Below are 21,700 nucleotides of genomic sequence, written 5' to 3'. Positions count from 1 at the left end.
TAAAACGGAGAAAATACAAAAATTCCCTCTGTGAAGAAAATCGCCGAAAATGACCGAAAATGCCGTTTGAGAAACACGAGCAATGGTGCTAGCATTAATTTATTGAATTATTGAGTAAAACGGAGCATTCGAGAGGAAATGTTTTAGTAGTAATGATTACGATATTACCAAAATGCGCGTGAAATAAGGGAAAATTACGTATATTTTGATATAACGGCATATCAGAGCATATACCAAACTACGTACTTTTAAGTGTGTTTCTAAATAATCCCAATTTCAGTCTTACCAAAATTTTGACGGATAACGGGATTCGACAGTTCAATAGGAGGTGACGCATAATTGAGCGTAGAAGAGGCGTTAATATCGAAAGTGATCGACGGGAATGAAATGTCCGTATTCGATCAATATGACATTGTAGGCGAATACTTTTTGACGGAGATTGGACGAAAAGCATACGAATATACGCGAAGTCACGCGGAGAGTAACGGAGGGAAGGCTCCTTCGTACGCAATACTCGTCGAAGCGGTGCCGGAGTTTACGTATATACCAGGCGTTACCGACGAGTACACGTTTCTTGTGTGGAAATTGAAGGAAAATTGGGGGAAGATTGAGGCAGCAAAAGTGCTTCAAGGCCGCGATTTACCTGAGAAATTCGGCGAAATCGGAAAATCGCTGACTATATCTGACTTTACGGAGTGGTTGACGCTTGTACTTTCCGATATTAAACTAAGAACAAGCGTTCGCAAAAGTGTCGGGATTGATATCGCGGAAGCATCGGAGAAATTCCTAACAGAGTACCGTGCGCGCAAGGACGGCACATCGTTCCGTCTATGGCCTTCTAAATTTACGAGCGTAAATAAAGCGATTGGCGGTGGATACTACAGCGGAAACATGTATACGTGGTACGCACGTTCCGGCCGTGGAAAATCTGTTCTTACGATGGAGGAGGCGTTGGAAGCCGCAGTAAATGGCGCAACCGTACTCGTATGGCTTATGGAGATGGCACTATACGAATACCTGGCACGCTCTTATACGTCAATTTCCGCGCGGCTGGGCGTTATGTTGGCGAGTGTAGACGGAGTGGACTACGAAGCCGGATTTGACAACCGAGCGATGCTGGCCGGTAAGCTGCCAGAAGAAGCGGAAGCGGAACTCGAAACGTTTATCGCGGGGATTAACGAAGTTATCAGCGGTAAAATTATCGTACGCTCCGTTGATGATCCCGATTTCCGCGACCGTACGCTACGGCAGCTTGAAGCGGATATACGCGAGGTTAATGCGGACGTGGTCGTAATCGATCCGATCTATTACATGGATTATGAAGCAAACACATCGAAAACGGCGGGAGGCGACGTTGCGGCTACATCAAAGGGATTACGGAGGCTTGCTGGGTCAACTGGTGCCGTTATTCATGTAATTACCCAGGCGGAAGAGAATGCGGCTGAGAAGGAAGACGATGGGGCTCGCGAATTGAAACCGCCTAAACGTGCCGAGATTAAAAAAACGAAAGCGGTACTCGAAGATGCAACGAACGTATTCGGTATCGACACTCTGGCACACGAAGGACGCGGCGTAATCGAAATCGGAAAAGGGCGTTCGGGCGGCGAGGATACGCGGATTGAAATCGTATATCTGCCGAATTACGGGATAGTGCGGGAGCCAGTCACGGAGGATGTGGCGGCTAAGTTCGTAGGGAACTTTTGAACTGCGAATAAAAGTATTAAAGCTTTAATACATTTCGCATATCCTATTGCTAATGTGAAATCCGTGTGGTAGTATTTGTCTACAGGAGGTGTTTTTGTGTCAAATTTAAACAATTATCTACAGAAGATGGCCGACGAGGTAACCGCAAAAAACAAACGTGCAAGAGGCGAAGAGAAGCGACTTACTGTGGTTCTTAGTGATTACGACCACAGGCGTCTAAAGTTTATATCTGACAAGCTCGGTGAATCGGCTGGGGCGTTTGCTAGGAACATAATCGTAGAAGCCTTGAACGACGCTGAGAAGGTTCTAAAACTAGACGAATACGAGCCCGAACCGATTGGTACTGATATGTTTGGGGATGATGTCTATAGGTATAGTGACTACGGAAATTTTATTAATGACGCTACAGATTTCGACGTAGAAGTGCCGGAATTGCATACTGACTTAGATTTCGATTGGGACGAGGATAAGTGACGCTATGATAGCGATACGAGGACCTAACGGAGCCGAAACGTCGCTCCCCGTAGACATCCGCGCCGAACTCGAAGAGTTTCCGTGGACATCCGCTACCTGGTCGTCGGACAAGTTAATCGCGGCCAGTCCGTTCCGTTACGAGCGGCACCCGTCTTTCGCGGTAATTTTCGAGCATGGCGGCTGGCGCGATTATGGGGCGCTCGACCCGCGTTGGCAGTCCGGTTCCTTCATTCGTCTGCTTTCGTTCCTTAGGCAAGAAACGTACGAGGAAACGGAAGACTATCTCGCGGTGAAGTATGGCGTTAGCCCGCGTGACCCGACCGCCGAAATTACGCTGAAGGTACCGAACCTTATAATAGATAAGCCGCGAACAGTCCGAATAGGCACCCAACTGTTGGACCAGTACAACTTCCGGTCACCGTATCTCGGCAGCCGGGGAATATCGGAGTCCGTTCAGCAGCTCATGCGTATCGGGTATGATCGGCAGCGGCGCGCAATTACGATTCCTTGGTTCAATCCGGAGGGGTCGCTCGGAAACGTGAAGTATCGGAAGGTCGCAGATAAGACGTTTTGGTATGCGAAGGCCGGACGTCCGATCCGCGAAATGCTTTACGGCATTAACGTGGCGTATGAGCGTCGTATTAAACGGGCGGCGATCGTAGAAGCGGAAGTCGACGCAATGACGTTGATGTCACGAGGAATCTTTGCTGTAGCGACCGGCGGTACGGCGTTCACACGGGCGAAAGCGGAATTGTTATTACGTTCGCCAATCGAAGAATTGACGTTGTATCGCGATAATGACGGGCCGGGCCGTGCTTGGCGTAATGCTATCGTTCGGGAGCTGGCGGGAAAGATGGACGTTCGGCTGGCGTTGATTCCGAGGCGATACGGTAAGGACGTGAACGAGGCAGTAAACGCGGGTTGGAATCCGTTGGAAGCGAAGGTCGATAAATGTCGAATGATAGCGGTTTATTTACGTTGATGTCGAAGGGGGCGGCGTGTACAATGGAATTACCATTTCGCAAATCTGCGAATTTTACCGCAGTCGTGCGCTCATTCGTGAGCCCACTCGTAAAGTTTCCGTTCTGGAACGCCAAGCGCGTCAGCAATCGGAATCGCGTCACACAACGGCATATGCTTAACCGACATAGTGACGTACTTCGATATCTTCTTTTCGTGGACTCCGGAGTATTCGGCAAGTAATCGTTGAGTCCACCCGAGGTTCTCGAGTAGGTCCGGAATGAGGCAACGACGCGGTTCGAGACCCATCGTATACCCTCCGAAAATATTATGAAATTAATTTGTGCGAATATGTGCGAAACGGCAATCCAAAACGACTATGTATGTATAAGGAGTGTGATGGTGTTGAGTGATGTAAAACTGAATATGGTTTACAAGGCTTACATAAATGACGAAGTTGGTTTCAGCGACGTCTATCGAGCAGCCAATAGAATCCGCGAAATTAATAGGGACAAGATAATTAGTTTCGCATTAGGAGATGAGGCTGACGCCGTTGAGTTATTTGATGATACGTTGATGAAACTGACATTAGGTCCGGAAGTTCCTGATTTCGAGCGTTCACTTAACGTAAGGCTTCGACGAAGAAGAATAGATTTACTTAGGAGAAAGACATCGAAGGAAGCCACTGAATCTTACGAAGCAATACTCGAATCGACAGTCGAAGAAGGGACGGCAATCCCTGACTCATTCCAAAGCAGTCATAATCTAGAACATGAAGTACTAATGAAGGAAGCCGACCACCGGCAAGTGATCGACTCCTTAGTAAATGACCCTACCCAGGTCGACCCTGTTACGACGCTAATCGTAACTGAGTTCCCGAAGTACAAAACCGTCACGGCGCTCGCTAAAGCGCTAGGTTTGCACCACGAGGATATTAAACGGAAATTACGTAGACTTTCTCGTAGATACGACGCTAATCGTTTCGGAGATTACTACGAATATTTGTCCGCTTAATACTTCAATTATAACATATGCGCAACTCAATCGCTAAATTGGTAAATGTTAACGTAGCTTTCGCCCTCCCCGGCGAATAGGCATTACGTCGGGGAATTTCGTTAACCTGCGCTTGTTGTTGGCTAATAATTACAGTTCCATTAACAGTTTCTACTATAACGCAGATTTTTATACGTGTCAATCGAGTATGCATCATATAAATGTCCGTTTTGCAAGATTTCACACTATATTCATATTTGACGGAGGTATAACGAATGTCTAACGAACTTTTACGTAATAACATACGCATTTCTAACGCAAAGGTTTCGAATAAATCCGAAATTCTACGAAATAATTACGGCTACGATGGCGGTACCGATACGCACGAAGACGCGGCCGACTACGGAACTTCGCGGTACTTAAAGGCGGTGCGGCTCGCATGAGTATTAATAACGTACTTGATCCGAAGGCCGGTACGCATTTTAGCGGTAAAATCTTCGTAGTTCCGCACGCCCTCGACCGCGTGACCGAGCATTTTGGCGTAGATAGATCGGCCGCGCCCGCTTGGGTAATGGACCGGCTCCGTAAAGCAAGCCTCGTCGATCCGGACGTTATCGGAGAGGACGGCACCGCGCGTAGACTTTTCGTGTACCAGCGCATCGCGTTTATCGTGGCGCAGCATGAAGATACGGTTGTGACCGTATATCAACAGGAAAAAGCGCCGGAAGACATCCGTAACAACGTCGGCAAAGTTTTGATGCGTGCGTTGAAGTCGGCGCAACGTACGGAGAAGCGCGAGTTGAGACGGCTCAACATCGAAAAGGCGGAGATTAACGTTAAGCAGGCCGAGTTAGAGTTGCGGCGGCTGAAGACAAATCTACTATCGCTTCAACGAAAAATTGACGAAGAGTTATCGCTGCTGGCTTACGAGTTGAAGCGTATTGAATCGGATATCTTCGCGGTCAAACGGGAAAAATCGTCGCTGGCGAAGGGGATTTGCGCTTACATGTCGTAGGGACGCATGTCCCTCGGCCATGAGGCGGTATTAACGTGAGAGGGCGGAACAGGCAGCCGCCGCCATGCAACGTAGGAGATTCCGATTGTCACCGGACTCCGTTAGTACCGTCTCCTGGACGAACCTTACGGTTTGGCCCGACTTTATAACGGAGGTGAGATCGATGTAAAGCGTCGGCAGATGCTTGACGCAAAGTTGACGAAAGTGAACGAAAATACTAATGGCCGGAATGGCCGAAAAGGATGCGTGATTAAATGAGTCAATTTACGAAACGCGGTACAGCGGCAGTAGAATCGGCAACAGCGGATAAGGATACGAGTTCGTCGTTGCACGTACCATTCCCTTCCGGTACGACGCTGAAGGTCCGAATCAAGTCGGCAGAGGACTCGGCGGAGTACTATGCGCACGGTATCTTCGGCAAGGTAAACACGTTTGTACCGAAGGTTCCGGCGGAGCGCAACGCGAAAGGTTACGTTACTGCGAATCCATCCGTATGGGACAGCGCGGCTGACTTACTTTACGCGGATGCTAAGGCCGCAAAGGACGCGGGCGACGAGAAAGGCGCGGAGGAAATTCGTAAACAAGCGTACCTATTCAAGTCAAAGGCGCGCTACCTTATCGGCTTCGGTAACCTCGAAACTGGCGAAGATGGTTTCGTAGACCTTACGCCAAAGCAGGCGAAAGGCGTATTCGCTGCCATCACCAAGTATGCGAAGCGTCTCGATAAGGTTGCGTTTGAGCTGACGAAAACGGGATCGTCAACGGATACGGCCGTAACATTGTCGCCGGTGCTCGACATGGACGAAGATTTGACGGAAGCTGAACGCGCTAACTTCGAAAAATGCGGAGCGCAGCCGTTCGATTTCGCGGCATTCGAAGGCTTCCTGTTTGAAGCGGACGAAGCGGAGCAGACGAAGAATCTCGTTGTCGCCGGATTTGATATCGCGCGCCTCGGTCTGAGTATCGGAGCTAGCGGAGGCAACGCAGGCAAGCCGGAAGCGGCCGAATATACGCCGATCGAAGTAACCGAAGGCAAACTACCGTTTTAATACGCCGGGGGAGAAATCCTCTCCCTACGGTCACGCAAACGAAAGGGGTCGTAATTTATCGCACATATAACGGAAATTACCGGCAAGTATTCGGAGTTGATCGCAAGGGCGGCGCTACTCGCCAATGGCTGGCGGGTTCATACGTCTGATACCGAAGAGGCATACGACATCCTAGCGACCGATCCGGTATCCGGCGAACACGCCCGTATCCAGGTTAAGACGATTAAGCAGCGGGACGACCGGCGCGGCGATCTCGTAGTGTATGCGCGTAAAGGTAACGGGACGGCGTACGACTATTCCGAGGCTGACTATTTCGTTGGCGTATGGGCTGTCGACGGCGAGATTCCCCGCATTTACATGTTTGAGAACCGGCTGTTAACGGAGTATTGGGCGCGGGAAGCTGACGGAAGTAACCGCTGGGTCGAGCTGCCTATCGCGTTGGACCGAACCGCGTTTAGGACGTTAACCGAAGCTCGAACGGAACCGGTCGAAGCCGTTGCCTAGACGCGATCCAGCGGAGGCGGCAGTCGTTGCGGAGTGCGTGCATTGCCTGGGCGAGATTTACGAAGGCGACGAGGTTAAGCGAATCGATAGCGACGTAGGAACCGGATTCGTACACGATAATTACGGTCAAGCGTGTGCGGCCGAATATGCAGCTTTACGAGCGTACGACGGAGCTGGCGTAATCAAACGAGATTTGACGATCGAATAAACAGCCGATAAGGCCGAATAGGAGCGATGTATAAATGGCGAAATTGAACGTTGTTAGCGAAGGTACTTTCGTAGAGGTGCGTCAAGATGGTGCTACGGTGAGGTATCGTAAGGTTGACCGTAAAGCGCAGACGGGCGATATCGTAAGGGCGCGAGAATCCAGTACCGATATTACGCAAGGTGCGTTTTATAGAGTAACTGCTTCCTACGGTGACCGCATCGAGTTTAACGACAACGACGGAGACCTACGTAATCGTAATTTGAGCAAATACGAAGTCTATGAAAAGGTTACGGAGCCGAAGCGTCTGACTGTCGGCGACTACGGCCGTGTAACTTCGTCTGCAACTGGTCGCATTTCGGACCAAATCGGAAGTGTCGTAAAAATCGTACGTGATGACCCTGATGAGCCGAAAGCACCGTATCAATGCGAAGATATTAACGGAGAGAACGTCGGGCTTGCGTTTATCTCCGAACTGGAACCGGCAACTAAAGCGGAGTTTGACGCACAGATACCGAAGCCTGCCCGCCTCAAAGTCGGCGAATATGCCAAGGTAGTTAACGTAAGTGTAATCGACGGGTCGACAGCGGATTGGGCGCGAATCAATACTATCGTAGAAATCATAAAAGACGATTATTCGGACATCCCCTACTCTGTAAAACGCGTAGATAACGGCGAGACCGGATGGTCGATGGCAGCGCGTCTTGTACCGGCAACCAACGAGGAAGTTCACCAGGCTAAATACTCCGTAAAAATTGGCGACTTCAAAGACGGAGATTGGGCGGAGATCGTTAACCCGACGGATAAAAATGCGGACCCTGTAGCTATTCGCACAAGAGGTCGCGTCGTAAAGGTAACGTTGTACGGACCGCGCGGCCGCTGCGGTCTAACACTTACGAAAGAAGACGGAAGTCACGCCGGATTCGCTAATGCTGACGCGCTCCGTAAACTTAGCGATACTGAAGTCGCATTACTGGACTACGAAATCGTCGGTAAGCGAAATTCCGCCGGTTCGAAAATTGGCGACATCATCGTATTTGATGAGCTGCCCGGATCATTCGTGTCCCTCGGCAGGCTTTATACGGTAGAGAGCGTAGATAGTTGCGGAGACGCGCAAATCGTGGACGACGAAGGCGACAGCTACGACACGTGCGGCGAGGACTTTACGCTTTACCGGAAAAAGGCGGAAAAGAAAGCAGCACCATCATTAAAAGTAGGTGACACTGTTAAACTTTCAATTCCAGAAGGCGAGAGTCCTCGTTATGGTTGGGGCAGCGTTAAAAATGGGAACGTTGGCAAAATTCGATACGTCGACGGAAACGGAGTAACGGTAGACTTTCCGAATCAACGCGGCTGGAACGGACTAACTAGCGAATTTGTCATTGTATCGGAGGATGACGTTAAGGCTGAAGCCGAACGTCTGAAATGGGCCGCAATCGGACGTAAAGTCGGCGAGTATAAGACGGGCGATGTCGTTGAGTGTATCGATTCTTGCTCCGGACACCGTATCGGAACTGTCGGTATTGTAACCGCAGATTCGGACGATTACGAGTTGGTATACGTTAAAGCTAACGGTAAGTCCTACCTACACTCGGTCAAACTCGTAACACCGGTAGAGCAACGTTTTGACGCGAAAGGAGATGCTGCGTAATCGAAATCAAAGTTACGTTAAACGTGCGGAGTCCGAGTATTACAGACGAAGCGGTAACGAAGGAAGCCGTGAAGTCTGCGGTCAAACGTCGGCAAGCTGCGGAGCCGGAAACGATAGATGCCGCTTGGCAACGGATTCTATCGATGAAGAACACGGACACTGACGCTGAAAGGCTACGAGCGGTCCGTGTGGCAATGGCGGAGGGGCTTATAGGCAGAGTCCCCTCTCTCGCTGCCAAACGGTTCAGTAAGGCGGAGGCGCTCCGGTTATGGGCGGAATTGCATGAGTTGAATCGTGCGGAAACGTTGCGCAAAATGGTCGAGGAGATGCCGGTCAATTACCTTTTGATTACTACGGCGGAGGCGCTGGCGTGGATCGTCGAGTTACTACGTGACGAAACGATAGTTGCGGTAGATACGGAGACGACGGGCGTTGACGTGTATACGGATGTGATCGTCGGTATTTCGCTGACATTGCCGGTGGCCGATGTACACGTATATATTCCGGTTGCACACGACGAAGGTCCGCAGCTCGACCGCAATTACGCATTGTCCGCGCTGCGGCCGTTTTTGTACGATACCAGCATCGGTAAGGTACTGCACAACGCCATATTCGACATTGCGATGTTCAGACGGCACGGCTCCGATCTTCGCGGCGTGACGTGGGATACGATGACGGCAATGCACGCCCTTAACGAAAACGAGGAGTCATTCCGCTTAAAAGATTTAGCTACGAAATACTTGGCGGTTCCTTCCGATACCTTCGACTCGCTGTTCGGCAAGGCGGCGAAGTTCAACATGATTCCGCTAGACATTGCGCTCGTATATGCCGCGAAGGATACGGACTTGACGTGGAAGCTGTATCAATTCCAGCGCAGGCATTTCGTTAAGCTACCGTCTATTCTCGAATACTACCAAACGGTAGAGGTTCCGTTGCTGTACGTCATCGTGGACTTAGAATCTAACGGATATATACTCGACCTCGACTTTGCGGCAGAGTATGGACGTTCCCTACAGGAGCAGGCCAAACGGTTACACACGGAATTATTTGCCGCGCTTTCTCCGCATCACACCGGAGACGAGCCGCTTAATCTTAATTCAAACCAGCAGCTTAAGCCCGCGCTTTCCTCCGCAATTGGCGAGGAGCTACCGAATCTCGATGCTAAGAAAACACTAAAACCGCTCGCCGGGCAGCACGAAGTCATTGCGAAGTTGCTCGAATATCGCAAGATAACGAAGCTGTCCGGAACGTATATCGATACACTACCGACGAAACAGAATCCGACGACCGGTCGCTGGCACTCGCGATTCAATCCAATGGGAACCGTTACGGGACGATTCAGCTCCGGTAAGGATGAAGACTCCGGTAGTTCGCAACAGTTTAACGTGCAGAATCAGCCGTATGAGGCCCGTAGGATGTTCGTGGCACCTCCCGGCAAGGTTATCGTCGGTGCGGACTTCAAAGCGCAGGAGATTCGGTGCGTAGCGTATTTGAGCGGCGAGCCAGCGTTAGTAGAGGCGTTCGAAAAGGGACTCGACCCGTATGCGATGCTTGCCGTGCGTTTTACGGGTAAGCCGTACGAACAAGTTAACAAGAACCCGGACGGCTCCGATACGAAGGAACGTAAAATGATGAAGGTCGCGTGGCTGGCGGCGCTATACGGCACATCAAAGTATACGATGGCGGAGCAGCTCGGAACGACTCCGGACGAAGCCGCTAAATTCATGACGGAGCTCTTCGATAGCTTACCGGTTCTACGCGACTGGATCAAAAGTAACGAACGGTTTGCGGAAAAGCACGGATTCGTATGGATGGATCGCGAGCAGCGGAAACGGCGTTTACCTGACGCTACAATCCGCGCCAAGTGGGGCGACCGCGATACCTTCCGTAAAAAGAACCGGGCGATGCGCCAGGCAACAAATGCCCGCGTACAAGGATCTTCGTCAATCCAAACGAAAGTAACGATGAATGAGGCGGACGATTACTGTAAGTCGCGTGACGGCTGGCGTCTGTGGGGATCGGTTCATGACGAGCTGCTTTTCGAGATACCGGAAGATTTTACGCGGAACGATATCGAGGTAATCCGTAAACTCATGACGGAGTCCTATGCGTGGGGTGACGTTAAAAATGGTACGGATATCGAGGTAATGCGTAGATGGGGCGAAGGAATGTCGGTGGACGAATGGTTCAACGCGAAGGAGCGTGCTGCGTAATGGACGAAGAACTCCGTTCAACAATCCGTGAATATGTCGCGAGCAGCGGTTGGGACGCGTTGACCGTTTACCCACGCTTCAGCAACGTACCTGGCCGCGAGATACAACGAATAATTGACGAGGAAGTAACGAAGTCGAAGGAGCGTGCGAACGTATGAGCAAGGTTATGATGACGCAACGAGAACTTATCGATTTATGGCGTGAAGACGAGTTGGAAATCGGCGGAGTTACGTATTCGACCGTCGAGGAAGGCGAGTGGGACGGCGCGGGCGTGAAGTATCAAACGCTTGGAGTCGTATTCACCGACGGCGAGCGTTTCTATAGCGGTACGATTACGCGGTCCGGTTCGTACTTTTCCGATTGGGAGTATGACGATTGGGGTAACGCCGACATTACAGAGGTAACGAAGGTTACGCGTACAATCGAAGTCACACGTTGGGAGGCGGTTTAGTGAGCGTAGAACAACGTAAATATACCGATATTATTCGGCTCGGACACCGTGATTCGGCGGGCGTAGTCGTAGAAGGTTCGTATATCACCGTTTTCGAAAAGCTGGACGGGGCTAATGCATCATTTCGCGATGGTTCGGGGCTTCCCGTGGATGCTTTTGTCGAAGGGGTGGTAGCATACTCGCGCAACACACGACTCTCACCGGAGAACAATCTGCGCGGGTTTTACGAGTGGACGCAACAACTCGATCGGACAAACCTGTTACCTGACACGATTTATTACGGGGAGTGGCTCGTTAAACACAAGGTTGATTACGGCCAGCACGCCGGAACTTTCTACTTATTTGACATTTATAACGAAGAGGACGGGTGCTACGCGCCGACGGACTTCGTTATCGCGGAAGCTGCCCGTCTTGGACTCGCGGTCGCACCAATCTTATACGCAGGCCCTTACGTATCTTTCGAGCATCTGACGTCACTTGTAGGCCGGTCCGCAATTGCTTCGGCGGCAGATGGCGGTGAGGGCATCGTAGTTAAGAACGTCAACTTCCGTGACCGATTCGGCCGTCAAACCTTCGTTAAGCTTGTATCCGATTCGTTCCGCGAGATGCAACCGCAGAAGGCTCCGCGCGATCCGAACACCGAAACGCCAGAAACTACGTTCGTGAAGACATATTTGACGCAAGGCCGTGTCGATAAGCTGACGCACAAACTCGTTGACGAAACGGTGATTCCAGAAGCGTTCGGGCTCGAAGATATGGGTGTCATTCTTCGCGAGTTGGGACCGCGAGCCTACGACGATTTATTGAAGGAAGAGGCGGCCGAGCTTCCTGTTAGTCATGAAGAGAAAGCGATCAGACGAGCGATTGGAAAGATATTACCAATGCTAGTCAAAGCGGTTATTAGCGAAAAGGAGGCGGTATAAATAACGCATTTTACACGAATCGGTTACGAAGCAGCAGCGCCAGACCTGACGCAAGAAATCGCGGCCAACTTCCGCACGCATCTCGATAAATGGTTCGCCGCGCCGGAAGTGTACGACGACGCCCTGGACGCGCAAATCCACCGCTGGTACGCGGACATACTTACAAATAGGCAACGTAAGGTGTGGCCCGCGCGGGGCGTTCCGTATTTCAGTCCGTCGTCCGCTAACGCCGATCCACGCTCATTGTACGAAAAGCTGCGCGGCGCGAAAAAGGACAAGACGGATACGCCGCCGCATCAAGGCCGGTGGACAACGATCGGAACTGCGATAGGCGACGCGATGCAACGTTCGTTACTCTTCGCGGAGAAGCATATGAGTGGCGGACGTTTCCGATTCGAACGGAACGCGCTGGGTGAGCCAATGTACGAAGACTTCGCGAAGGTTAACCGAATGTTGACGCATAACGGCAAAACGTTCTCTCTATTCGGGACCGGCGACGGAATTATGACGTACGTGTCCAAAGATGGCGAGCAGCTCCGTGTCGGCCTCGAAATTAAATCGAAGCAAACGACGTCGGCGCAAACGTCCGAGTTTAGCCAGCGGAACGGTCCGAAAGAGGATCACGTCGCGCAGACGGTATGTTACTCGTTGATGTACAGCGAAGACGGCCGCCCGCTCGATTACTACGTTATCCTCTACGTCAACGCGTCTAAGAAGGCGTGGGAGATGACACCGGAGGATTACGCTAAGAATCCGGACATTGCCGTTCATTGCGTTAAGATCACGGATGCGATGCGGAATGCCGTGCTGGACCGTTTCGCCGCGATCGTGACGGCCGCCGAGTTGTCCGAAGCTCCGGCGCTTGATGTCGGCAAATGGACGTTCAACAACTTTAAGACGGCGTGCGCGACCGGACTGTCTGACGAGGAAGTGACGCAGATTGAACGACAGGTTGCGGCGGTCCAACGTTCCGGACTGAAGGACTTCGTTAAGCGACAATATTCGGACGCGCTGGCGGATATTAAGGCGTTGAGAGGAGGCGTTGCAGCGGCATGACGAAGACTGACGAAATGTTCCGCGTCGGAGTTTGGGTGGGTGACGCATGGTTTGGCGGAGGTTTTGACGACTTTCTCGGCTGGTTGTCGTCGGAGCAGCGAAAATGTATTCCACGAGGACCCTGCGGCCAGTCGATGTGGATTACGTCAGGCGCAGCCGGGCTTAACGGTAAGTATCCTACGTTCCTAGACGCATATCAGGCGTGGAAAAAGGAGGCGGAATCCCACGGCGAAGAAACCGGAAATTGATATTTACGTTGGACTCGACATCTCGTTATCCTCGCCAGGTTACGCAGCCATCTCCGTCCGCAACCGAAAGCCCACGCTGATCAAAACGGCAGCCGTTCCGACCGATGCGAAGCAGTCCGATGGCCTGCGTTATAGTCTCGTTGAAGCCGGTACGGTCACGTTCGTCAGCCAATATCCGGACCCGGCTGCGGTCGTGCGCGAGGACTATAAGCGCCCGGCGAGCAAGCGGCAGGGTCAGGTGATATTCGGCGCGTGGGCGGCCGTCGATACGGGTCTGCAACGGTGCGGGCTACGGGTTACAGACGAGGTTAACGCTAGCACCGTAAAGTTGATCGTAGGCGGTCACGGCAAGGCGGATAAAGACGAAGTAGCTGCGGGCGTGCGGCGGATACTACGGCTCAGCGATGATTACGTGTTCGCTACGGACGACGAATCGGATGCGTCCGCGATTGTGTTAACGTACCTTATCGAAAAGGGACTGATTGACGTATGACAACGCCGACAGCGATAACCGACCGCTTATATGCGTCATTGCTCCGCCAACGCGATGAGCTGCGTTATCAGATCGAGCGGCAGGAAACGTGGCTATCCGAAAAGCGGGCGAAGCTGGCGCAACTTGACGTACAGATAGCCGAATATGAACGAAGCCGAAACGGAGGTGACTTCTCGTTCTAATCGTTTACTATTCGCTCACTGGTAACGTTAGGAGGTTCGTTCAGCGGGCGGGCCTCCCATACCGGGAGCTAACGAATCCATATACAGTAATTGACGAGCCTTACGTTATCGTTACGCCGACGACCGGCTTCGGGCAAGTTCCGGCGGCCGTTGACGAGTTTATCCGATACAATGCCGGTGATCTGCGGGGCGTGGCGGTAAGTGGTAACGCGAACTGGGGTCGGAATTACGGCGCGGCTGGCGAGAAAATAGCGGAGGAATACGGCGTGCCGTTGCTACTCCGGTTTGAACTATCGGGGACGGACGAGGATGTACGAAAGTTTAAGGAGGCGACGGAATCATTACGAATCATATCGAACTAAACAACGAAATTATGCAGCGTGACGAGTCCGGATGGTATCGGCTCGACCGTGACCAGGCGGCAATTGACGCGTTCATGGCGGAGGTGGACGTGAAGACCAAACGCTTCAAGAGTAGCCCGGACCGATTCCGCTGGCTTGTAGAGAACGGATATTACTACGATGCTTTTGCGCAATATGACATGGAGGATATCGCTCGCATCCATCGCATTTGCTATTCGTATCTCTTCCGGTTCGCTTCGTACATGGCCGCGTCCAAGTTTTATAAGGACTACGCGCTGAAGACGGACGACAAGACGGAATATCTCGAAGACTACGAGCAGCATGCCGCAATCGTGGCGCTATACCTCGGCGAAGGTAATTACGAAGCTGCCGAACGGTTCGCCCGCGCGATGATGGAGCAACGGTTACAGCCCGCAACGCCGACGTTTATGAACGCTGGCCGCGCGAAACGTGGCGAACTCGTATCGTGCTTCCTACTCGAAATGGACGATTCGTTAAACTCGATTAACTACGTACTTACAACGTGTATGCAGCTTTCGAAGATTGGCGGCGGCGTAGCGGTTAATCTATCGAAACTACGGGGCCGGGGCGAGCCGATCAAAGGCGTAGAAGGCGCGGCAAAAGGCGTGCAGCCCGTTATGAAACTGATGGAGGACGCGTTTTCTTACGCCGATCAGATGGGACAACGGAAAGGGTCCGGCGCTGCGTACTACAACATTTTCGGATGGGACGTTGTCGAGTTCCTGGACTGCAAAAAGATTAACGCCGACGAAAAAGTCCGGATCAAAACGTTATCGATCGGTCTAATCATTCCGTCGAAGTTTTACGCACTGGCCGCCGACAATCAACCGCTGTATGTATTCGGACCGCACTCCGTGTTCAAGGCGTACGGACGTCATCTCGACGATATGGATATGACGGAGATGTACGACGAGCTGGCGGCAAATCCGGCCGTTAAGAAACGTAGTCTCGGACCGGCCCGCGATATGTTGGAGCGGATCGCTATTACGCAGCTCCAATCGGGTTATCCGTATATCTGCAACGTCGATAATGCGAATAAGCAGCACGCGCTCGGCGGCATCGGCAACGTTAAAATGTCGAATCTCTGCACGGAGATTTTTCAGTTGCAGGAGACGTCTGACATTGCGGACTTGGGCGAAGAAGGCACCATCTACCGCCGCGACATCTCGTGTAATCTGGCGTCGCTGAACATCGTTAACGTAATGGAATCCGGCAAGCTGCGCGAGTCGGTACACGAAGGCATGGACGCGCTGACGGTCGTATCGGACAAGTCTCGTATTCCGAACGCGCCGGGCGTACAGAAAGCGAATGCTGAGTTGCATTCCGTAGGGCTCGGCGTAATGAACCTTAACGGATTCCTAGCGAAGAATAAGATACCGTACGAGTCCGAAGAGGCTCGCGATTTCTGCCGGACGTTCTTCGCGGCGATGAATTATTACTCGATAGAACGTTCGATGCAGATTGCGAAGGAGCGCGGCGTTACGTTTGAGGGCTTCGAGCGTTCGGATTATGCGGATGGATCGTATTTCGAGCGTTACTTAGCGGAGGACTTCTCGCCGCGTACGGAAAAGGTAGCGAAGTTGTTCGAAGGTATTCCGCTGCCGCGACGTAGTATGTGGGTTGGATTACGTGACGCGACGAAAGTATACGGACTATACCATGCGTACCGGCTCGCGATCGCCCCGACGCAATCCATTTCGTACATCCAGAACGCGACCAGCTCCGTTATGCCGATCGTAGAACACATCGAGACGCGGACATATGCGAATGCCACTACGTACTATCCGATGCCGTACCTATCTCCGGACAACTTCTTCTACTACAAATCCGCGTACAATATCGACCAGTTTGCGTTAATCGATTTGATAGCGGAGATTCAACCACATATCGATCAAGGCATATCGACGATACTGCACGTTAATTCGGACATCAGCACACGGACGCTTGGCCGGTTGTATGCGTACGCGCATTATCGCGGGCTAAAAAGCCTTTACTATACGAGGACGAAGCGCCTGTCCGTCGAGGAGTGCACCGCATGCCAGGTGTAAGGAGACGAATAAATAGGCGTAGCTTCAGTTATTCGTACGAGGTAATGGAGGACCGCGCCATATTTACGGTGAAACACGCAACGCACGGACTATTCAAAGTAGTGACTGATTTAGATGGACTAGAGATGATCATTAAAGACGGTAGAAGATTAAGCGTAACAAAGAGAGACAATTCGTTTTACGTGAGAATAGGCCGTGCATATTTACACAGGTTTTTAACTAATGCACCGCCAGGTAAAGAGGTTGACCATAGAAATCATGATACTTTAGACAATCGTGCGGCCAACTTACGAGTCTGTACCGGTAGAGAAAATCGGCAGAATCGAAGAGGCGCACAAAGAAACAGTCGATCAGGCGTTCGAGGCGTGTGGTTCGTTGCATCAAAGAATAAATGGGTGGTTCAGGTCCTGCACAAGTCGCAAGGCTACTACAATACCTTAGAAGAGGCCGAGGCCGTAGCTAGAGAGGTACGAGCAAGACTTATGACACACTCCAACAACTAAGTTAATATGGAGGTTTTTAATTGAAAGCTGTTAACTGGAACGTACCGGAAGATTATGTCAACGTCTTCTGGAATCAGAACGTTATGCAATTTTGGACCGACGAAGAGTTTCCGATATCCGAAGACAAGGCGGATTGGTATAGTCTGACGTCTGCGGAACGAACCGCATACAAACGTATTCTCGCCGGGCTAACCGGTCTTGACACGCAGCAGGCAGACGAAGGCATGCCGTCTATCGCACGCCATATGGAAGACGGCCGCAAGAAGGCAGTTATGCGTTTTATGGCGATGATGGAAGAAATTCACGCTAAGTCGTATTCGTCCATATTTGCAACGCTGACCACGTCGGAGGACTCGGCGTATTTACTCGACGAGTGGGTACCGAGCCAGCGGAATCTAACATATAAAGCCGAACGGATCGGCCGCTATTATCGTGCGTTGCTGAAGCCGGAAGCGACCGTATACGAGCGCTACATGGCGTGCGTGGCTTCGGTGTTCCTCGAATCGTTCCTGTTCTATAGCGGATTCTACTACCCGTTATATCAAGCGGGACAAGGCCGCATGACCACATCCGGCGAAGTCATCCGTAAAATTATGCTGGACGAAGCGATTCATGGCGTCTTTGTCGGCGTCGTGGCGCAGGAACTCCGGGCGAAACTTACGGAAGCCGAGCGCGAACGGGCCGCCCAGGAAACGGAGTTGCTACTGACGGACTTATACGATAACGAAGTCGAGTATACGCGCGAAATCTACGACGAAATCGAGCTGGCCGACGACGTAGTCCGTTTTATCGAATACAACGCGAATAAGGCGCTTATGAACCTCGGACTAGAGGCGGTGTTTACGCCGGAACCGTTTAGCGCGATCGTGGCGAATGGGCTATCGACTGGGACGCATCAGCACGATTTCTTCAGTAAAAAGGGCGACGGTTACGTTATGGCGCTCAATATCGAGAAGATGTCGGATGACGATTTTATTTTCGAGAATCGTCCGTAAAGTGTGCGGAGAGTTGAGCGCCAGCGGTTATAAATATGAGCAGCGAAATTTCGTGCGAAAGTGTGCGAGATGACTAAATCATACGACTATGTACGTGAGGGACAGAAGAGTGACGTGTCCCTCCGAAAAGGAGGCGGTTAAATGAACGAGGGAAAGGACGTAGTTGTTGAGGGTTTTAACGTACTTAGCGTGAACGGTAGTGGAGGTACAGATGGAGGGTTGATCAGTTTAGGCATCATCCTTGGTGTACTTGGGTTGGCGCTACTAATTGTGAGTTTGATTTCAGAAGAAGGCGCAGTAGGATTTTTCGGACTGCTTCTCCTTTTAATTGCGTTCATCGCGTTTGCGAACGCGGATGACCCGGTGCAGTACGAAGTCACCGTACAGCCCGGCCATGTTATCGATGCGGCACGGTGGGAAATCGTAGAGCAGCGCGGACAAATTTACGTAATTACGGAAAGGGAGGCGGCGGAGTAATGAAACGGAAATATCGTGAGGTTAAGCGGAAAGCCCACGTCGGCGAACGGATTAGAATCGTTAACGCACAATTGCACTTCGGCCACTATCGGAATGGCGACGTAAAAAAGGTCGTCGAAGTAGGCGCGGATGGTGACGCGTGGTTTGATTCGAATACCTCTGTTAGTGGGCGGTTCTTTGCGACTCGTCGAGAATATGTTGTACTGGTACCGGTCAGCGATTTCGCTAATCGCGAAGTGACCACGTACAAGCTGATTGGGATTCCGATATGGCGTAAAACTATCGTTCACTACGAAGCGGAGGTAGCGGAATGAGTGGTAAAATCAGCACGCAAACAGTAGCAGACGTCGTGATAAACGATGGAATGGGCTATGCAATTCGGCACGGAATAAGCGCAAACGCAATCGAAGACAGCGACCTTGCAGAACAGTGGCGTATTGCTGATTCCGCTATGACGAAGATCGAACGTATTTTACTCGAAAGGACGGATTATGAGTGAAGAGCGTACCCGTAAAAATCCGTCCGCTATCGCCAACCGGCCGCATCCCAACGTACGCAACCGACGGAGCCGCCGCGTTCGATCTCTACGCGGCCGAGGACACGATAATCGGGCCGGGCGAAACGAAGAAAGTTCCGCTGGGATTCGCGGTCGAGATTCCGCCGGGCTACGAAATGCAGATACGGCCGCGATCGGGTATATCGTTGAATACGAAGCTACGCGTCGCCAACGCTCCTGGCACTGTGGACTCAGATTATCGCGGGGAAGTCGTGGTGATTATCGATAACATTGCGGAGCCTCACGAAGTCCATCCGCACCGTGCGGTACACGTTTGTTTAGACGGTACTGCGGAACTCGCGTTAACAGCACGTCAGCCTACGTATAAAATCCGTAGCAGCGATCGTATCGCCCAGGCCGTCATCGTCCCGGTTCCGCGTGTTAAGTTCGTTGAGACTGACGAAGAATTGGCGAAGACGGGACGAGGATGCGGCGGATTTAGTAGTAGCGGCATCTCGTTAACTGAGCGTGATTGTCTCGTTACGCTTGGGTATGACGTAAGGGAAATTATGTCGATGAGTGAGGCGGAGGTACACGCTAGACTGGAAACGAGGCTATCACCGTACGTTACAGCAGCTAAGGAGGAAGCCGAATGAACCGTATTCAACTCGTAAGCCCAACGTACAAGATCGTTAGTGTTAACCGTAAGACAGCGGCAGAAACGCTGAAGGAATGGCGGCCAGGCGAACACATCCGATTTAGCACCGTAATGAAGGCGATGGCTGGCGCGTCTGGCGGCGGAGTATATGCGTCGGCATTTACGGCGGAGAACTTGACGCAGGGTACGGTCGTTACGAAATCCCAAACGCAGCTTTCCGGATTTTTCGGATTTGGCGGCGACTCAGCGTACGATCGATACGCGACGTTCACACTAAAGGAGGACGCAAATTGAACGTAAAGCTAATCGCACATACGGCATTATCCGAAAACTTCCGCGCCGCGTTGGATTACGAAGCGGAGCAGCATTTGAGCGTAATTCCGCCGAAGACTGTTTACGATAATGAACGCGCAGCCGTCGCCCTTACCGCCATCCGAACGTGCTACTCTCCGCTGAAGCCGACGGAGATCATTCCGGCCGAGGGCGCTAAATACTTCGGACAAGCTGCGGCTGACGGCGGCGAAGGTACGGAATCCGATCGGTTGTTCCGTCACATTTCGCGGTCTGGACACACGTCAACGCTCGAACATATCACGTACACGTTCGCGGCCGAAGGCGTATCCCGCTCGTTGCTGGCGCAGCTCACACGGCATCGGATCGGATTCAGCTTCTCCGTACAGTCGCAGCGGTACGTACGGTTCGGTAGCGGCGATAAGTCCGGTGGCTATGAACCGGTACTGCCGCCTTCTATTGCCGGAAACGTCGATGCCATGCGGGAGTATGCGTACGCGGCAAACTTCTTACAGGACGTATACGATACGCTGCGCGAATATGGCGTTCCAGCCGAAGATGCCCGTTACGTCCTACCGAATGCTGCCGCCTGCAATATCGTAATGACCGTTAATCTCCGGGCGCTGCTCGAATTTTACGGTAAGCGACGGGCGGGAAACGGGGCGCAGTGGGAAATCGCGGACTTAGCGGAGCGGCTGCGCGAAGAGGTAACAAGAGTTGACGCTTGGACTACTAAATTTTTCGAGGAGGTTTCGGAATGATCAAGAGACCCACAAAACGTGGCGACAAAGTACGAATTGTAAACGCTGAACGGGGTTCGTTAGAGGATTACGGATACCAAAACGGAGATGTTTACGAAGTGAAATGCTTATTGAGTGACGGTGAGCCGTGCATCTGGCCGGACGGAGACCCAGAGCGAGAGGTTTACTTGGGTCACAGTGAATACGAAGTTATCGACGAGGAACTTGGTGCTAGTACGAAGTCGACAGCGCAGCAATTGGCGGAAGCACGCGCAAAAGTTGCCGAATTGGAAACGAAGCTGCGCGACGAGACCGTCGGTTCAGTCGCCATCGTACGCAATTCCGGTTATCACGAAGATATTCCCGTTGGCACGTTCGTAAAGGTTACGGAGGTCGACGAAGACTACGAAGATTATCCGTATAAAGCCGAGTTACTCGACGGCTCCGACTACGATCGATTTGATCTCGATAGTCTCGAAATTGTCACGTACGATTCCGCCCGCGCTCACCTCATCGCCGAAGTCGACCGTCAGCTTGCCGAAGCGTTTCCAGGAGCTGCCGCCTAATTAACGTCATCTACGCGTTACTAGCGTTGGCGGCCGCGTTATTATCGGCTAATCCGGTCGCGGAGCCGGAGGCTGTTGCGGAAGTAGAGGCGGAGTGGCTAGCGTTTGAAGCTACGGCATATACGGCCCGCTGCCGGGGTTGCTCCGGTATCACGAAAACGGGACTGGACGTCCGACACACGCAAACAGACGACAGTGGAAAGCGCATTGTAGCGGTCGATCCGGCCGAGATTCCGTTAGGCTCAAAGTTGGAAATCCGAATAGGCAACGGAGATTCCTGCGAAGTAATAACCGGGGTTGCGGCAGACATCGGCGGCGCGATAAAAGGACGGAAAATTGACGTATTAATGGCGACGTATGACGAGGCTATCGAGTTCGGGCGGCAGGCGGTACAAATACGAATAGTATCGGAGGAATAGCGA

29 protein-coding genes are annotated in these 21,700 nt (G+C 51.9%); all 29 read left to right on the top strand.

Going from position 1 to position 21,700, the window contains the following annotated elements; genetic code table 11:
- Positions 1 to 339: 339 nt before the first annotated feature.
- The 29 genes from ACFVSO_RS07650 to ACFVSO_RS07510 all read left to right on the top strand — a co-directional run bounded on the left by ACFVSO_RS07650 (position 340) and on the right by ACFVSO_RS07510 (position 21,697).
- On the top strand, positions 340 to 1,704 hold the full coding sequence (locus ACFVSO_RS07650) for an AAA family ATPase (protein WP_387471824.1): 1,365 nt from the start codon (positions 340 to 342) through the stop codon (positions 1,702 to 1,704).
- 96 nt (positions 1,705 to 1,800) lie between these two features.
- Entirely contained in the window at positions 1,801 to 2,178 is a 378-nt protein-coding gene (locus ACFVSO_RS07645) for a hypothetical protein (RefSeq protein WP_387471821.1), read from the top strand.
- A 4-nt stretch (positions 2,179 to 2,182) separates the two neighbouring features.
- A complete protein-coding gene (locus tag ACFVSO_RS07640; protein WP_387471819.1) occupies positions 2,183 to 3,160 on the top strand; it encodes a toprim domain-containing protein in 978 nt (325 codons plus the stop codon).
- Between the two features lie 383 nt (positions 3,161 to 3,543).
- Entirely contained in the window at positions 3,544 to 4,152 is a 609-nt protein-coding gene (locus ACFVSO_RS07635; RefSeq protein ID WP_387471817.1) for a hypothetical protein, read from the top strand.
- A 418-nt stretch (positions 4,153 to 4,570) separates the two neighbouring features.
- A complete protein-coding gene (locus ACFVSO_RS07630; protein WP_387471815.1) occupies positions 4,571 to 5,146 on the top strand; it encodes a hypothetical protein in 576 nt (191 codons plus the stop codon).
- A gap of 254 nt (positions 5,147 to 5,400) precedes the next feature.
- Positions 5,401 to 6,195, top strand: coding sequence for a hypothetical protein (locus ACFVSO_RS07625; RefSeq protein ID WP_387471813.1), 795 nt, complete (start codon positions 5,401 to 5,403; stop codon positions 6,193 to 6,195).
- 96 nt (positions 6,196 to 6,291) lie between these two features.
- Entirely contained in the window at positions 6,292 to 6,699 is a 408-nt protein-coding gene (locus tag ACFVSO_RS07620) for a hypothetical protein (protein WP_387471811.1), read from the top strand.
- On the top strand, positions 6,692 to 6,907 hold the full coding sequence (locus ACFVSO_RS07615) for a hypothetical protein (RefSeq protein ID WP_387471808.1): 216 nt from the start codon (positions 6,692 to 6,694) through the stop codon (positions 6,905 to 6,907). The genes ACFVSO_RS07620 and ACFVSO_RS07615 overlap by 8 nt, the downstream gene beginning before the upstream one ends.
- Positions 6,908 to 6,941: 34 nt before the next feature.
- On the top strand, positions 6,942 to 8,555 hold the full coding sequence (locus ACFVSO_RS07610; protein ID WP_387471806.1) for a hypothetical protein: 1,614 nt from the start codon (positions 6,942 to 6,944) through the stop codon (positions 8,553 to 8,555).
- Between the two features lie 23 nt (positions 8,556 to 8,578).
- Complete coding sequence (locus tag ACFVSO_RS07605) at positions 8,579 to 10,768, top strand: DNA polymerase (protein WP_387471804.1); 2,190 nt, start codon at positions 8,579 to 8,581, stop codon at positions 10,766 to 10,768.
- Positions 10,768 to 10,926: a hypothetical protein gene (locus ACFVSO_RS07600; protein ID WP_387471802.1), complete on the top strand. Its 159-nt coding sequence runs from the start codon at positions 10,768 to 10,770 to the stop codon at positions 10,924 to 10,926. The genes ACFVSO_RS07605 and ACFVSO_RS07600 overlap by 1 nt, the downstream gene beginning before the upstream one ends.
- A complete protein-coding gene (locus ACFVSO_RS07595; protein WP_387471800.1) occupies positions 10,923 to 11,219 on the top strand; it encodes a hypothetical protein in 297 nt (98 codons plus the stop codon). Before ACFVSO_RS07600 ends, ACFVSO_RS07595 begins: the two co-directional genes overlap by 4 nt.
- Positions 11,219 to 12,142 carry an RNA ligase family protein gene (locus tag ACFVSO_RS07590; RefSeq protein ID WP_387471798.1) on the top strand — a complete coding sequence of 308 codons (924 nt, stop codon included), beginning with the start codon at positions 11,219 to 11,221 and terminating at the stop codon, positions 12,140 to 12,142. Before ACFVSO_RS07595 ends, ACFVSO_RS07590 begins: the two co-directional genes overlap by 1 nt.
- 180 nt (positions 12,143 to 12,322) lie before the next feature.
- Positions 12,323 to 13,198, top strand: coding sequence for a hypothetical protein (locus ACFVSO_RS07585; protein WP_387471796.1), 876 nt, complete (start codon positions 12,323 to 12,325; stop codon positions 13,196 to 13,198).
- Entirely contained in the window at positions 13,195 to 13,446 is a 252-nt protein-coding gene (locus ACFVSO_RS07580) for a hypothetical protein (RefSeq protein WP_387471794.1), read from the top strand. The genes ACFVSO_RS07585 and ACFVSO_RS07580 overlap by 4 nt, the downstream gene beginning before the upstream one ends.
- Positions 13,394 to 13,939, top strand: coding sequence for a crossover junction endodeoxyribonuclease RuvC (locus tag ACFVSO_RS07575; protein ID WP_387472852.1), 546 nt, complete (start codon positions 13,394 to 13,396; stop codon positions 13,937 to 13,939). Before ACFVSO_RS07580 ends, ACFVSO_RS07575 begins: the two co-directional genes overlap by 53 nt.
- Positions 13,936 to 14,121 (top strand): hypothetical protein, encoded by a 186-nt coding sequence (locus ACFVSO_RS07570; RefSeq protein WP_387471792.1) that lies wholly within the window; start codon positions 13,936 to 13,938, stop codon positions 14,119 to 14,121. The genes ACFVSO_RS07575 and ACFVSO_RS07570 overlap by 4 nt, the downstream gene beginning before the upstream one ends.
- Positions 14,121 to 14,483 (top strand): class Ib ribonucleoside-diphosphate reductase assembly flavoprotein NrdI, encoded by a 363-nt coding sequence (gene nrdI, locus ACFVSO_RS07565; RefSeq protein ID WP_387472850.1) that lies wholly within the window; start codon positions 14,121 to 14,123, stop codon positions 14,481 to 14,483. Before ACFVSO_RS07570 ends, nrdI begins: the two co-directional genes overlap by 1 nt.
- 11 nt (positions 14,484 to 14,494) lie before the next feature.
- A complete protein-coding gene (nrdE, locus tag ACFVSO_RS07560; protein WP_387471789.1) occupies positions 14,495 to 16,552 on the top strand; it encodes a class 1b ribonucleoside-diphosphate reductase subunit alpha in 2,058 nt (685 codons plus the stop codon).
- On the top strand, positions 16,540 to 17,055 hold the full coding sequence (locus tag ACFVSO_RS07555) for an HNH endonuclease (RefSeq protein WP_387471787.1): 516 nt from the start codon (positions 16,540 to 16,542) through the stop codon (positions 17,053 to 17,055). Before nrdE ends, ACFVSO_RS07555 begins: the two co-directional genes overlap by 13 nt.
- Before the next feature lie 20 nt (positions 17,056 to 17,075).
- Positions 17,076 to 18,050, top strand: coding sequence for a class 1b ribonucleoside-diphosphate reductase subunit beta (nrdF, locus tag ACFVSO_RS07550; RefSeq protein WP_387471785.1), 975 nt, complete (start codon positions 17,076 to 17,078; stop codon positions 18,048 to 18,050).
- Between the two features lie 141 nt (positions 18,051 to 18,191).
- Complete coding sequence (locus ACFVSO_RS07545) at positions 18,192 to 18,527, top strand: hypothetical protein (protein WP_387471783.1); 336 nt, start codon at positions 18,192 to 18,194, stop codon at positions 18,525 to 18,527.
- Entirely contained in the window at positions 18,527 to 18,841 is a 315-nt protein-coding gene (locus ACFVSO_RS07540) for a hypothetical protein (protein ID WP_387471781.1), read from the top strand. The genes ACFVSO_RS07545 and ACFVSO_RS07540 overlap by 1 nt, the downstream gene beginning before the upstream one ends.
- Positions 18,838 to 19,026: a hypothetical protein gene (locus ACFVSO_RS07535; RefSeq protein ID WP_387471779.1), complete on the top strand. Its 189-nt coding sequence runs from the start codon at positions 18,838 to 18,840 to the stop codon at positions 19,024 to 19,026. Before ACFVSO_RS07540 ends, ACFVSO_RS07535 begins: the two co-directional genes overlap by 4 nt.
- Positions 19,023 to 19,679: a dUTP diphosphatase gene (locus ACFVSO_RS07530; RefSeq protein WP_387471777.1), complete on the top strand. Its 657-nt coding sequence runs from the start codon at positions 19,023 to 19,025 to the stop codon at positions 19,677 to 19,679. Before ACFVSO_RS07535 ends, ACFVSO_RS07530 begins: the two co-directional genes overlap by 4 nt.
- The gene (locus ACFVSO_RS07525) at positions 19,676 to 19,975 is read left to right on the top strand and encodes a hypothetical protein (RefSeq protein ID WP_387471775.1); all 300 of its coding nucleotides are present in this window, start codon (positions 19,676 to 19,678) and stop codon (positions 19,973 to 19,975) included. Before ACFVSO_RS07530 ends, ACFVSO_RS07525 begins: the two co-directional genes overlap by 4 nt.
- The gene (gene thyX / locus ACFVSO_RS07520; protein WP_387471773.1) at positions 19,972 to 20,733 is read left to right on the top strand and encodes an FAD-dependent thymidylate synthase; all 762 of its coding nucleotides are present in this window, start codon (positions 19,972 to 19,974) and stop codon (positions 20,731 to 20,733) included. Before ACFVSO_RS07525 ends, thyX begins: the two co-directional genes overlap by 4 nt.
- A complete protein-coding gene (locus ACFVSO_RS07515; protein WP_387471771.1) occupies positions 20,730 to 21,278 on the top strand; it encodes a hypothetical protein in 549 nt (182 codons plus the stop codon). The genes thyX and ACFVSO_RS07515 overlap by 4 nt, the downstream gene beginning before the upstream one ends.
- Before the next feature lie 26 nt (positions 21,279 to 21,304).
- Entirely contained in the window at positions 21,305 to 21,697 is a 393-nt protein-coding gene (locus ACFVSO_RS07510) for a 3D domain-containing protein (protein ID WP_387471769.1), read from the top strand.
- Positions 21,698 to 21,700: the final 3 nt, after the last annotated feature.

This window comes from Paenibacillus sp. NPDC057967 (genome assembly GCF_042887015.1).
In the GTDB taxonomy this organism is placed as follows: domain Bacteria; phylum Bacillota; class Bacilli; order Paenibacillales; family Paenibacillaceae; genus Pristimantibacillus.
The sequence above is the reverse complement of the archived record's forward strand: the minus strand, read 5'-3'. Positions and strand labels throughout refer to the sequence as shown.

Coding starts and splice junctions, on each gene's coding strand:
- ACFVSO_RS07535 (WP_387471779.1), top strand. CDS start 18,838: ATGAGTGGTAAAATCAGCACGCAAACAGTAGCAGACGTCGTGATAAAC.
- ACFVSO_RS07600 (WP_387471802.1), top strand. CDS start 10,768: ATGGACGAAGAACTCCGTTCAACAATCCGTGAATATGTCGCGAGCAGC.
- nrdE (WP_387471789.1), top strand. CDS start 14,495: ATGCAGCGTGACGAGTCCGGATGGTATCGGCTCGACCGTGACCAGGCG.
- ACFVSO_RS07545 (WP_387471783.1), top strand. CDS start 18,192: ATGAACGAGGGAAAGGACGTAGTTGTTGAGGGTTTTAACGTACTTAGC.
- ACFVSO_RS07630 (WP_387471815.1), top strand. CDS start 4,571: ATGAGTATTAATAACGTACTTGATCCGAAGGCCGGTACGCATTTTAGC.
- ACFVSO_RS07610 (WP_387471806.1), top strand. CDS start 6,942: ATGGCGAAATTGAACGTTGTTAGCGAAGGTACTTTCGTAGAGGTGCGT.
- ACFVSO_RS07525 (WP_387471775.1), top strand. CDS start 19,676: ATGAACCGTATTCAACTCGTAAGCCCAACGTACAAGATCGTTAGTGTT.
- ACFVSO_RS07580 (WP_387471794.1), top strand. CDS start 13,195: ATGACGAAGACTGACGAAATGTTCCGCGTCGGAGTTTGGGTGGGTGAC.
- ACFVSO_RS07640 (WP_387471819.1), top strand. CDS start 2,183: ATGATAGCGATACGAGGACCTAACGGAGCCGAAACGTCGCTCCCCGTA.
- ACFVSO_RS07570 (WP_387471792.1), top strand. CDS start 13,936: ATGACAACGCCGACAGCGATAACCGACCGCTTATATGCGTCATTGCTC.
- ACFVSO_RS07515 (WP_387471771.1), top strand. CDS start 20,730: ATGATCAAGAGACCCACAAAACGTGGCGACAAAGTACGAATTGTAAAC.
- ACFVSO_RS07625 (WP_387471813.1), top strand. CDS start 5,401: ATGAGTCAATTTACGAAACGCGGTACAGCGGCAGTAGAATCGGCAACA.
- ACFVSO_RS07595 (WP_387471800.1), top strand. CDS start 10,923: ATGAGCAAGGTTATGATGACGCAACGAGAACTTATCGATTTATGGCGT.
- ACFVSO_RS07540 (WP_387471781.1), top strand. CDS start 18,527: ATGAAACGGAAATATCGTGAGGTTAAGCGGAAAGCCCACGTCGGCGAA.
- ACFVSO_RS07555 (WP_387471787.1), top strand. CDS start 16,540: ATGCCAGGTGTAAGGAGACGAATAAATAGGCGTAGCTTCAGTTATTCG.